Origin of the sequence: Bradyrhizobium sp. 179, assembly GCF_023073535.1 — a bacterium.
Lineage (GTDB): Bacteria > Pseudomonadota > Alphaproteobacteria > Rhizobiales > Xanthobacteraceae > Bradyrhizobium.
Genome location: NZ_JADPJR010000149.1, coordinates 109,041 through 120,854, shown reverse-complemented (window position 1 = coordinate 120,854; position 11,814 = coordinate 109,041). Strand labels below are relative to the sequence as shown.

The 11,814-nt window shown below is 65.1% G+C and carries 10 protein-coding genes; 7 read left to right on the top strand and 3 right to left on the bottom strand.

Annotation, left to right across the window (positions count from 1 at the left end; translation table 11 throughout):
• Window positions 1-97: 97 nt before the first annotated feature.
• Window positions 98-271: a DUF1328 domain-containing protein gene (locus tag IVB12_RS34675; RefSeq protein ID WP_008556598.1), complete on the top strand. Its 174-nt coding sequence runs from the start codon at window positions 98-100 to the stop codon at window positions 269-271.
• A gap of 3 nt (window positions 272-274) precedes the next feature.
• Here IVB12_RS34675 and IVB12_RS34670 read toward each other — a convergent pair whose 3' ends face one another.
• Window positions 275-781: a thioesterase family protein gene (locus IVB12_RS34670; RefSeq protein WP_247306633.1), complete on the bottom strand. Its 507-nt coding sequence runs from the start codon at window positions 779-781 to the stop codon at window positions 275-277.
• An 85-nt stretch (window positions 782-866) separates the two neighbouring features.
• Between IVB12_RS34670 and IVB12_RS34665 the strand changes: the two genes are divergently transcribed.
• Together IVB12_RS34665 and IVB12_RS34660 are read left to right on the top strand one after the other, a co-directional pair.
• Complete coding sequence (locus IVB12_RS34665) at window positions 867-2,291, top strand: FAD-linked oxidase C-terminal domain-containing protein (protein ID WP_247306631.1); 1,425 nt, start codon at window positions 867-869, stop codon at window positions 2,289-2,291.
• A 98-nt stretch (window positions 2,292-2,389) separates the two neighbouring features.
• On the top strand, window positions 2,390-3,697 hold the full coding sequence (locus IVB12_RS34660; protein WP_247306629.1) for a Spy/CpxP family protein refolding chaperone: 1,308 nt from the start codon (window positions 2,390-2,392) through the stop codon (window positions 3,695-3,697).
• 99 nt (window positions 3,698-3,796) lie between these two features.
• Here the strand turns inward: IVB12_RS34660 and IVB12_RS34655 are convergent, their stop codons facing one another.
• Complete coding sequence (locus tag IVB12_RS34655; RefSeq protein WP_247306627.1) at window positions 3,797-5,266, bottom strand: caspase family protein; 1,470 nt, start codon at window positions 5,264-5,266, stop codon at window positions 3,797-3,799.
• 418 nt (window positions 5,267-5,684) lie between these two features.
• On the opposite strand from IVB12_RS34655, the gene IVB12_RS34650 reads away from it, so the two are divergent.
• The 4 genes from IVB12_RS34650 to IVB12_RS34635 all read left to right on the top strand — a co-directional run bounded on the left by IVB12_RS34650 (window position 5,685) and on the right by IVB12_RS34635 (window position 11,037).
• Complete coding sequence (locus tag IVB12_RS34650; RefSeq protein WP_247306625.1) at window positions 5,685-6,716, top strand: TRAP transporter substrate-binding protein; 1,032 nt, start codon at window positions 5,685-5,687, stop codon at window positions 6,714-6,716.
• 22 nt (window positions 6,717-6,738) lie between these two features.
• Window positions 6,739-8,592: a TRAP transporter large permease subunit gene (locus IVB12_RS34645; protein WP_247306830.1), complete on the top strand. Its 1,854-nt coding sequence runs from the start codon at window positions 6,739-6,741 to the stop codon at window positions 8,590-8,592.
• A gap of 12 nt (window positions 8,593-8,604) precedes the next feature.
• Complete coding sequence (locus tag IVB12_RS34640; RefSeq protein WP_247306623.1) at window positions 8,605-9,582, top strand: NAD(P)-dependent oxidoreductase; 978 nt, start codon at window positions 8,605-8,607, stop codon at window positions 9,580-9,582.
• 156 nt (window positions 9,583-9,738) lie between these two features.
• Entirely contained in the window at window positions 9,739-11,037 is a 1,299-nt protein-coding gene (locus IVB12_RS34635) for an MFS transporter (protein ID WP_247306621.1), read from the top strand.
• A 98-nt stretch (window positions 11,038-11,135) separates the two neighbouring features.
• Here IVB12_RS34635 and IVB12_RS34630 read toward each other — a convergent pair whose 3' ends face one another.
• Window positions 11,136-11,747, bottom strand: a complete 612-nt coding sequence (locus IVB12_RS34630) for a TetR/AcrR family transcriptional regulator (protein ID WP_247306619.1) — start codon at window positions 11,745-11,747, stop codon at window positions 11,136-11,138.
• Window positions 11,748-11,814: the final 67 nt, after the last annotated feature.

Below are 11,814 nucleotides of genomic sequence, written 5' to 3'. Positions count from 1 at the left end.
TGGGCCGGAACCATCGTTCTCGCGTCGAGATTGTCTGGGCAGGCGGCGCGGCCAGCCGCGCCAGACGCAAGACGGACATCAAGACGAGGGTTTGACCATGCTTGGCTGGGTTGTGACGTTTCTGGTTATCGCACTGATCGCGGGTATCCTGGGCTTCGGCGGCATCGCCGGCGCCTCGATCGAGATCGCCAAGATCATCTTCTTCATCGCGGTCGTCCTGTTCCTGGTCTCGGCCGTGGTCGGCTTGGCGCGCGGCCGCAACAGGATATAGCGGCTACCGCTTCGCGGGCATCGCCACGCTACGGCCGATGCCCACGGGGCGGGGCAGGGTGCTGTGCGCCTTTGTGACCGCGGCGATGCGCGCCCGGATATCGGGCGGAAATGGCGCAACGCGCCGCGCCTTCATGTCCATGTGCAGCGACATGTTCTCGGAAGTTGCCGACAGCCAGCCTTCGCTTGCATGACGCATCTCCTCAAAGGTGTGCAGCCGCTTGTCGTCGGCCTCCAGCAGCCACACGAAGATCTGTACGGGATCGCCGAGGTGGATCTCGCGCAGATACCGCACATGGCATTCGGCGGTGAAAGTCGAACCGCCTCGCTCCTTCATGTAAGCCGGCCCGATCCCGAGCTCGAGCCAGAGTTGGTCGATCGCGCGGTCGAACATCACGTTGTAATAGGCCATGTTGAGATGGCCGTTGTAGTCGATCCATTGCGGCTCGATCTGCATGATCGCGGCGCGGAATGGCTCGGCTTGTGGCGCTGAGGCGGCAGTCTCCGGCATATGTCCTTCCCTAGTCATGCGTCCGGTCCCTTGACTTGACCGATTTTATGTCCTTTGCCACGGTCCTTCTGTCGGGAGGAATTCCGTGGGCACGACCATCACCAATAATCCGCCGCGGCCGGAGCCGAAAGCCCTCACAAGCGCGCTGGAACAGCTTGCCGCACGCTTCGGCAACCGCCTCATCACCTCGCAGGCCGTTCGCGAACAGCACGGCCATACCACGACGTGGATTCCGAACCAGCCGCCTGACGGCGTGGTGATGGCGCAGGAGACCGCCGACATCCAGGACGTGGTGCGGATCTGCGCCAAAAATCGCGTCCCTGTCATTCCCTTTGGTACCGGCACCTCGCTCGAGGGCCAGGTCAACGCGCCCGCCGGCGGCATCTCGATCGACCTGCGCGACATGAACAAGGTGCTCGCGGTGCATGCCGAGGACCTCGACTGCGTGATCCAGCCCGGCGTCACCCGCAAGGCGCTCAACGAGCATCTGCGCGACCAGGGCCTGTTCTTCCCGATCGACCCCGGCGCGGATGCTTCGCTCGGCGGCATGGCCTCGACGCGCGCTTCAGGCACCAATGCGGTGCGCTACGGCACCATGCGCGACAGCGTGCTGGCCTTGAAGGTGGTGCGCGGCGACGGCGAGATCATCACCACAGGCACGCGCGCCAAGAAATCATCCGCCGGCTACGACCTCACCCATCTGTTCGTCGGCGCCGAAGGCACGCTCGGCATCATCTCGGAATTGACCATTCGCCTGCGCGGTATCCCCGAGACGATCGCGGCGGGTGCGGTGTCATTCGAAACCGTGCACGGCGCCTGTCAAGCCGTGATCCTGGCGATCCAGACCGGCATTCCCGTGGCGCGCATCGAGCTGCTCAATGCCGCGCAGGTCAAGGCCTGCAATGCCTATTCGAAGCTGACGCTGCCGGAGACGCCGCTTTTGCTGATGGAATTCCACGGCAGCGAAATCGAGGTCGCCGAGCAGTCCAAGGCCTTCGGCGAGATTGCGAAGGAGTGCGGCGGCGGCGAGTTCTCCTGGACCACAAAGCCAGAGGACCGCACCAAATTGTGGCAGGCGCGGCATGATGCCTATTGGTCGGTGAAGGCGCTGCGGCCCGGCGACAGCATCGGCGTCGTTGCGACCGACGTCTGCGTGCCGATCTCGCGCCTCGCCGACTGCGTCAGCGAAACCGAGGAGGATCTCAAGCGGCTCAACCTGCTGTCGCCGATCGTCGGTCATGTCGGCGACGGCAATTTCCATTGCTCGCTGGTCTGCGACGTCAACGATCCCGACGAGATGGCGCGCGGCGAGGAGTTCATGCATCGCCTGGTCGAGCGCGCGCAGGCGATGGACGGCACCTGCACCGGCGAGCACGGCATCGGCCAAGGCAAGCAGAAATATCTCAAGGCCGAGCTCGGTCCCGAAGCGCTGGATGCGATGCGGGCGCTGAAAAAGGCGCTCGATCCGCTCGATATTTTCAATCCCGGCAAGATCGTGCCGGAGGCCTAGGGCGCGCAGCCAGAACCGGGAACTTTCGGCAACGTTGCCGGTTCCATTCCCGCCAAGTTCCGGTGCCTCAATGGCAGGGCTTTGCGCGGGAGGGCGTGATGATGCGATCGGTCGTTGGAATTGCCGCGGTGGCGTTTGCCTGCATGCTGGCAGGCGCGGCGCTGGCGAAGGGCGGACATGGCGGTGGCCATGGTGGCGGGCACGGAGGCGGGCACGGCGGCGGGCACGGCGGTGGTCATCATGGTGGCGGCCATTTCCGCGGCCACGGCGGGCACGCGCACGGCGGCGGGCATCACCGCGGGATGCGGTTCGCAACAGGCACCCGGCGCGGCAGCCCCAATTTCGGTCACATCCGCAACGCGGCGATACGGCCCGCGAACTTCCGCAATGCGCTCAACTCAAGCACATTTCGGAACGGCCGGCTGATCAGCAATCCAGTGGCGCGTGCGCAGATCGCGACCGCGGCCGCACTGGCCGGCTGGAGCGGCGCAAGCAGCGGATGGTGGCAGCATGCGGGTGGCGGCTATGGCTGGGTCGGACCGCTGTTCTGGCCCTTCGCCTACAATGATGTCTACGACTACACGATCTGGGGCGACGGTCTCGGCTTCTGGGGCTACGGTTATCCGGACATTTATGCCGGCATTTTTGGCCCCTACGGTTATGATCGGTTGTCGGCCTATCTGCCGCAGCAGCCGCAGGGACGACGGCGGGCGCGCAGCGCGCCGCTCGATCAGCTCTGCGGCAGCGACCGCCGTGCCATCGTCGGTCTGCCGATCGATCAGATTGCAGCGGCGGTGCAGCCGAGCGATGCGCAAGGCGCCGATCTCGATGCGCTCGGCAATGCCTCGATGGACGCTGCAGCGCTGATCCGCACATCCTGTCCGACGCAGGCCGCAGCGACGGCGCCCGGCCGGCTCGCTGCAATGCAGCAGCGTGTCGAAGCCATGCAGAAGGCCGTCGATCTGGTCCAGCCTGCGCTCGACAAGTTCTATGGTTCGCTGACTGACGAGCAGAAGGCGCGCTTCAATGCGCTGGCCGGCGACCAGCGGCGCGCGACCGCATCGAACGATGCGAGTGGATCGCCGGTGCAGAATTGCAGCGCGTCCTCCGCGTTCGATTGGCCCGGCGCCACGATCGAGGAGAGGATTCGTCCGAACGATACCCAGCGCGCGGCCCTCCAGGTGCTCCAGGATACCAGCGCCAAGGTCAGTGCATCGCTCAAGGCAGCCTGCGAGCCCAATGACGTGATGACACCGCCGGCACGCATGTCCGCAATCCGCCAGCGCCTCGGCGTGATGCTGGATGGGATCAAGTCGGTGCGCGCGGCGCTCGATGATTTCTACGCCACGCTCAATGACGAGCAGAAGGCGCAGTTCGAGGCCATCGGCCCGCGCCGCATGTCCTGAACGCGACGACGCCGTGCGCCGCATCGTCCGGTGCTGTTGCAGTAGATCCGGCTTGCGCCACATGGGCGCGAGCCGGATCTCTGTTTGTGCCGGGCCGGCTCAGTATCTGCGGTAATCGCCGCGATAATGATCTCCACCGCGGCCGCCCATTCCCATGCCGATTCCGATACCGATGCCTTGCATCACCGCGCCGGGCGCCGGTCCCGGGGGCGGCGCACGCTCGTAGACGACCTCTTCGGGCGGCGGCCGGCGCTTCGGCGGCGTCTCGACCACCTTGCGCTTCGGCGGCGTGTCGTCGACGCGCTTCTTGATGCTGGGCGCGACGCTCGGATTGACCGGCGTTGCTGGCGGCGACGGTGTCGAGCATGGGCAGGTCGGCGCCATTGCGACGGCGACCGGGGCTGGCGCCGCAGCGCCGGCAACGGGCTGGCCATAATTGCGGTTCTGGACGCGAAGCAGCAGCCTGCGCGCGGTCGCAGCTAAGTCGCTGTTGTCCCAGTTCGCAAGATAAGCTTCGAACGAGGCGCGGGTATTGATCGAGACCGCGCGCTCCCAGGCCAGCATCTGCCGCCGCCGCTCCAGCACCGTGCGCAGGCGCGGCGTCTGAGCGTCCTCTGCGTACAGCTCGATATAGGCCTGATAGGCCGGCACCGTATCCTCGGTGATCACGAGCTCATAGGCGACCTTGGCGGGCTTGCCCTGCAAATCCTTGCGCCAGTCCTCGACGCTGCGCGTGGCGCTGGCGAGCGCCATCGAATTTGCGCCTGGAAGGGAAGGCGGCTGGTCGTTGCTCTCGCCGAAGAACTTGAAATCAGTGGTCAACGACGAGCTTTCCCAGGGGATCTGCCGCCCGTCGGTCGATTGCGCCACGGCGACGCGGATGCGCTTGAACACCTCTTCGATCGGCAGATTGGGCTGCTTGGCGATGGTCAGCGCGGCGGCGGTATAGGGGCTGTCGATGCCGTTGCCGTCCTCGGCTTCGGCGCCGGGCGAAGTCGAATAGGAGATGAAGGAGCCGGGCGCGCCGGCCTTGGTGTCGACGATCGCAAGCCCATGACCGGCGCCGCTGAGCGCGGGGAACGGATTGTTGCGGCAGGCATCGAGCATGAAGATGCGCGCCCGCGTCGGCAGCGCGCCGAGCGTATTGAGCAGGTCGTTCAGCCGCACGCCCTGGAGCGGAATGTCGGCCTCGCGCTTGGGGTCGAGATCGACCGGCACCAGATAGTTCTCGCCGTCGATTTGCAGGCCATGGCCGGCATAGAACACCAGAGCTACGGTGTCGGCGCCGCTGGCGCTGACCTTGCCGGCAAAATCCGAGATCGTCGCACGCATCTCGCTCTGCGCCAGATTGGCCGCCGTGGTGACGGTGAAGCCGGCATTGCCGAGCAGCTCCGTCATGCCCTTGGCGTCGTTGGCGGCGTTGGGCAGTTCCGGGACGGTGCGATAGGCGGATTGGCCGATCACCAGCGCGAGCCGTGCCTCGGCGGCAGCGACGTTCGCCGTCATCAACTGTGCGAGCGCAAAAAAACCGGATGCTAGAAGCAAATTGGAAAAGACTGGACGGCGCATGGGCGTCACCTCCATCGGCGCGACGATGTCACCTTTTCTACGTTTGCGCCATCATGCTGTCTGTGCGCTGGATCACGCAGCGGGCCGCGGCAAAATGGGGCAGGGGACCTGCCGGGAGGAGAGCATCGTTCGTTCGCTATCCATGTCAATTGCGCATTGATCCATGCGCCAATTAGATCAATCCGTGGCACCGCACGAAACCCTCGTCCTCACACATCGGGCGCAAGCCGATCCTCATCGATAATCCCGGATAACCTCGACGTTTTCACGATCGGCCCATGCTGCCGCCAGTCACCGCGCGCCGCCCTGCCGCGACTGGCGCTAGCCTTGCCTGCTTCGTCGCTTTGGCCATACAGTCTGCGCAACAGGCTGCGGCAACGACCGCAGCGAACAAGAATAATCGGGGAGAAGCCGCACCATGACCATCGTGCCCGTGAACCGTCGCGCGTTCATCAAGTCATCGGCGGCGGTCACCGCCGGCCTCGTGCTCTCTCCCGCGATCATCGGCCGCGCCGAAGCTGCCACGCTGAAACTGAAATGCTCGTCCTCGCTGCCGAACGATCCCAAATACGCCAACGGCCGCGTCTACTACGACAATCTGGTCAAGAGCCTGAAGGCGAACGGCCTCGGTGAGCAGATCGAGGTCGCCTTCTTTCCAGACAACCAGCTCGGCCAGGAGATCGACGTCATCAATTCGGTGAAGCTCGGCGTCATCGACCTCATGGTGTCGGGCTCGTCGATCTCGGCCAATCTCGTGCCGCTGGTCGGCACCTTCGACCTCGGCTTTCTCTTCTCGAGTTTTCCGCAGCAGACCAAGGCGTTCGACGCCGGCGCCGCCAAGCCGATCGAGGATGCGCTGCTCAAGGGTGGCAACATCCGCATCATCGCCTGGGCCTATAATTTCGGCTCGCGCAGCGTGCTGGCGAGGAAGCCGGTCAAGACGCCCGAAGATCTCGCGGGGCTGAAGATCAGGACGCTGCCCAATCCGGTCATCACCGAATGCCTGCGCCTGATGGGTGCCGCCGCAACGCCGCTGGCATTCGGCGAGATCTACACGGCATTGCAGGCCGGCGTGCTGGACGGGCTGGAGCATGATCCGCCGACCATCCTGGCCAGCAAATTCTTCGAAACGGCGAAGTTCTATGCACTGACGCAGCACAATTTCTCGCCGCTCGCGATCTATTTCAGCGACATGACCTACAACCGCATGGATCCGAAGCTGCGCGAGGGCTTCCTCGATGCCGCGAAGAAGGCCGCGGCCGACACGCGCACCCATGGGCTTGCGGTTGAGAAGGAGGCGTTAGCGGCGTTGACGGAGAAGGGCGTGACGGTCGCCGAATGCGACCGTGAAGCGTTCAGGAAACGCGTGGCGCCGCAGACCGAGAACTTCATCAAGGCGCGGCCGGAATCCAAGGCCGTTATCGATATCATCCGCGCGACGCAAGCCTGAGATGGCCAAATCTGAGCTGGCGATGACAGCCGCCGTGCCTCTCTCGGGCGGCCGCCACGGGAGCATCACCATGCTGCTTCGCCTCAGCGACGCGATCGCAGCCATTCTCTTGACCGCCGATCTCGTGGTGGTCTGCGCCTCCGTGCTGCTGCGCTTCTTCTTCAACGCGCCGGTCGAATGGTCCGACGACGTCGCGCGCGGACTGATGGTTGGCTCGGCCTTCTTCGGCGCGGCGAGCGCGCTCGCGCGCGGCGAGAATGTCGGCGTGTCGTTCTTCCGGGATCTGCTGTCACAGCGATTGCAGGCGCTTGTCGATGCCGCCAGCGCGCTCCTGGTCGTGCTGATCTCCGGCTATGTCGCCTACAACGCCATCAAGCTGGGTTCGCTGACGGCGGGACAGACCACCGGATCCGGCCTGCCACTGGAGCTGACCTTCTATCCGATGGGTGTCGGCGCGCTGTTCATGACGGTGTTCGCGATCGACCATCTCTGCACACGCCCGCTCCCTGATATCGTCAGGGGCCTCATTGCCATCCTGGTCATCACCGGCCTTTATCTTGCCTGGGATTATCTCTCGCCGTCATCGGCGCCGTCGGCGGGCATCTTGATGCTGATCGGCTTCTTCGCCACCCTGTTCGGCGGCTTGCCAATCGGCTTTGCGCTGGCACTCGCCGCGCTGATCTTCATCTGGGTCGAGGGCGCGCTGCCCGGCGTCATCTTCGCCCAGCAGATGGCGCGAGGCATCGACAATTTCGTGTTGCTCGCGATCCCCTTCTTCATCCTCGTCGGCTATCTCGTGGAAGCCAACGGCATGTCGGTGCGCCTGATCGAGCTGTTGCAGCGCGCGGTGGGGCGGATGCGCGGCGGATTGAACGTCGTGATGGTGGCCTCGATGGTGCTGTTCTCCGGCATCTCCGGCTCGAAGATGGCGGACGTCGCCGCGGTCGGCTCCGTCTTGATCCCGGCGGCGCGCCGCTCGAAGCAGAATCCGGGCGGCGCGGTGGCGCTGCTTGCAGCGTCCGCGGTGATGGCGGAGACCATTCCGCCCTGCATCAATTTGATCATCCTCGGCTTCGTCGCGAACCTGTCGATCGGCGGCCTGTTCGTCGCAGGCCTCCTGCCGTCGGCGCTGATGGCGCTGGTGCTGATCGCGGTGTCCATCATCTTCGGCAAGCGGCCGGACAAGATAGAGGAGGTCGAGCCGCAGATGCCGGTGTCGGGCCTGTGGAGCGGCGCGATCGCCTCGTTCGGCCTGGTCTTCATGATCTTCTTCGGTTTCAAGACCGGCTTTGCCACCGCGACGGAGATCTCGGCCTTTGCCGTCGCCTATGCGCTGGTCGTCGGCAGCGTGGTGTTCCGCGAGCTTGGCTTCAAGTCCGCCGCGCACAGCTTCGTGCAGGCGGCGACGCGCGCGGGTCTCGTGCTGTTCATCGTCGCCGCCGCGCAATCGCTGGCCTTCACGCTGACCTTGCAGCAGGTGCCGCATGCGGTCGGCGACTTCATGCTGGGACTGTCCAAGACCTCAGGCGTCTGGTTGTTCATCCTGTTGGCGATTGCCGTGCTGATCGTGATGGGCTCGGTGCTGGAAGGCGCGGCCGCCCTCATCATCTTCGGACCGCTGCTGCTGCCGGTCGCCGTGCAGCTCGGAATAGATCCCCTGCATTTCGGCGTCGTGCTTGTCATCGCGATGGGCATCGGCCTGTTCGCGCCGCCGCTCGGGCTCGGGCTCTACGGCGCCTGCCTGATCGGTAACGTGCCGATCGAGCAGACGGTGAAGCCGATCATGGCCTATCTCGGCCTCTTGTTCCTCTGCCTGCTCGTCATCGCCTTCGTGCCGTGGCTCTCGACGGCGCTGCCGCGCGCGTTCGGCTATTGAAGGAGTGTCGTCGTGAAAGTCCTGCTCGCCCACACGCCGGAGATGCGGCGGAACTACTACGGCGATCGCAGCCTGAATGGCCTGCGCGCGACCGCCGAAGTGATGCTGCACGATGGCGACGAGCCGCTCGACGCTGCCGGGCTCGTGCGTGCGGCCAAGGACGTTGACATCATCGTTGCCGATCGCATGACGGAGGGGCGCGGCGAGATCTTTGCGCAGCTGCCGCGCCTGTGTGCATTCGTCCGCTGCGCCGTCGACGTCCGCAACGTCAATGTCGACGCGGCATCAAGGGCGGGCGTGCTCGTGACCCGTGCCGGCCCGGGCTTCGTGCAGGCGGTGGCCGAGCTCGCGCTCGGCTTCATGGTCGATCTCTCCCGCGGCGTCTCGCGAACCACCGCCGACTACCAGGCCGGCCGCAAGGCGGAAGCACGGATGGGCCGCCAGCTCGCGGGCAGCCGGATCGGCATCATCGGCTATGGCAGCATCGGGCGTTATCTCGCCGAGGTGGCAAAAGTGCTGCGCATGGAGGTGCTGGTCGCCGATCCCTTCGCGACCGTCAGCGACGCTGCGATCCGGCAGGTCGGTCTTGATGAGCTGCTCGCCGTGTCGGACTACGTCGTCTGCCTCGCGATTGCCAACGAGCAGACCGAGAACCTGATTGGGGAAGCGGCACTGGCGCGCATGCAGAAGCATGCCGTGTTCATCAATCTCTCACGCGGCAATCTCGTCGACGAGGCGGCGCTGGCGCGGGCATTGATCGAGCATCGCATCGCCGGCGCGGCCATGGATGTCGGCCGCGCGCCCGACCAGATGCCGACACCCGAGCTGGCGAAACTGCCGAACGTGATCGCCACGCCGCATGTCGGTGGCCTGACCCCGCAGGCAATCGAATATCAGTCGCTGGAAACGGTGCGTCAGGTCGAAGCGATCGTGAAGGGAGAGATCCCGCAAGGCGCCGTCAACGCCGACCACTGGACGCGGCGGCCTTAAAGAAGATCCATCGGCTTGAACGTCGCTCCTTCGGCGTTCGAGATGATCTCGGCGGTGCGCGCAAATTGCGCTGCCGCTCAAGAGGCATGCACGAAAAGCGCTTGACCCGGGCATCTCTGGATGGTCGGAAGGATCGTCCAGGGATGAAACACAAACATGCGGTTTCCGTTCTTCTACGGCTGGGTCGTAGTCGCCGTGACCTTCGTCACCATGGCCATTGGCGTCAACGCGCGCACCGCCTTTTCATTGTTCTTTCCTCCCATCATCTCCGAGTTCGGCTGGGAGCGTGGCATCACTGCGGGGGCGTTCTCCTTCGGCTTCGTGGTGTCGGGCGTGGTCAGCCCGCTGATCGGCCGCCTCATGGACCGCGCCGGCCCGCGCGCCGTGATGGAGCTCGGCGTCGTGCTGATGGGCGGCGGCCTGCTGCTCGCGCCGCTCACCAGCGCGCCCTGGCACCTCTACGTCACCATCGGCGTCATGGTCGGCGCCGGCTCGGTCTGTCTCGGCTATTCCGGCCAGTCGCTGTTCCTGCCGAACTGGTTCATCCGCAAGCGCGGATTCGCCATCGGCATTGCGTTCGCCGGCGTCGGCATCGGCTCCGTGACGCTGCTGCCATGGGTGCAGCACATGATCGAACAGACCGGCTGGCGCACCGCCTGCACCGCGATGGGGCTGCTGGTCCTGATCGTTCTGGCGCCGATCAATCTGCTGCTGCGCAAGCGCCCCGAGGACATCGGCCTTGAGCCGGACGGCGATGCCACCCCGCTCGCGGGAGCGGCAAAGCCCGTCTCCAATGTCGTCGATCCGGTCTGGGCCGGCACCGAATGGACGCTGAAGCGTGCCGTTGCAACTGCACGATTCTGGTGGATCGCGCTCGGTTATTTCTGCGGCCTGTACATCTGGTACGCGGTGCAGGTGCACCAGACCAAATTCCTGCTCGATATCGGCTTCAGCCCTGGCGTCGCGGTGTGGGCGCTCGGCATCGTCAGCCTGCTCGGCATTCCCGGCCAGATCCTGCTCGGCCATGTCTCCGACCGGATCGGGAGGGAATGGGTGTGGGCGATCAGCTGCGCGGGTTTTGCCATCTGCTTCGCGGCGCTGATGGCGCTGAAGTTCCAGCCGTCATTGTGGCTGGTCTATCTCATGGTGTTCACGCAAGGCGCGCTCGGCTACGGCCTCACCTCGATCATGGGCGCCGTGGTGTTCGAGATCTTCCAGGGCCGGCACCAGGGCAGCATTTTTGGCACGATCATGCTGGCCGCGCTGGCGGGCGGTGCCGCCGGTCCCTGGGTGACCGGCTTTCTCTATGATCGCGCCGGCGATTACACGCTCGCCTTCGGCATTGCCGTGATCGTGAGCGCATTGTCGGCGCTGTCGATCTGGCGGGCCGCGCCGCGCAAGGTGCGGGTGGTGGCCGGCCGGCTGCACGCGCTGCAGAGCGAAGCTGCACAATAGGTTCCGCATGCACCGCATTGTCGCTCTCGCCCTGGCGGCACATTAAGCGCCGGGTCTCGGCGGGACGTGGAAACGCGACGATCCTGCGAAGCCACATCCTATTCCGACGCCAACCCGGTCCTCCGCCGCAGATCCGTGATCGCGCGCAGAAAGCTGTCGGCCGGCGTCGTCTCGGGGTCGATCAGCCGGTGCAGGCGGAAGCCGTCTTCCAGTGCGAGCACGACGGCGGCCATCCAGGGCGGGTTCAGACTGTCATTCCGCCCGTTGCTGTTCAACGTCGCCTCGACGATGTCGGCGACCAGCTTGCGCCGCGCGCGCAGGCGTTTTGCTAGGTCCGGCCGGCGCTTCTCGGCGCGCGCGACGAACAGGATCATCTCCATGTGCAGCAGCGGCGAGCGGCCGAGTGGATCCTGCTTGCTGCGGTCCATCGTCTTCAGCGCCGCGATGAAATCGTCGAGATTGTCGTGCTGCGCGAGGATGTCCATGTTGCGCCGGATCGACTGCTCGACATGGTCCTCGAGCATGGCGATGATCAGCTCGTCCTTGCTCTTGAAGTTGGAATAGAACGCGCCGCGGGTAAAACCCGCCGCGGCCGCGATCGCCTCGATGCTGGCGCCGCCAATGCCGTCTTGCTCGAACACGCGCGCGGCCGCCTCGAACAATCTGTCGCGCGTATCGTCCCTGGTGGGCCTGGTTCTCACCCTTGACATCCCGGCAGCTTAGGGCAGAATGCAACTCGATACAACAATGTATTGAGTTGATAATTCTAAGGGGATG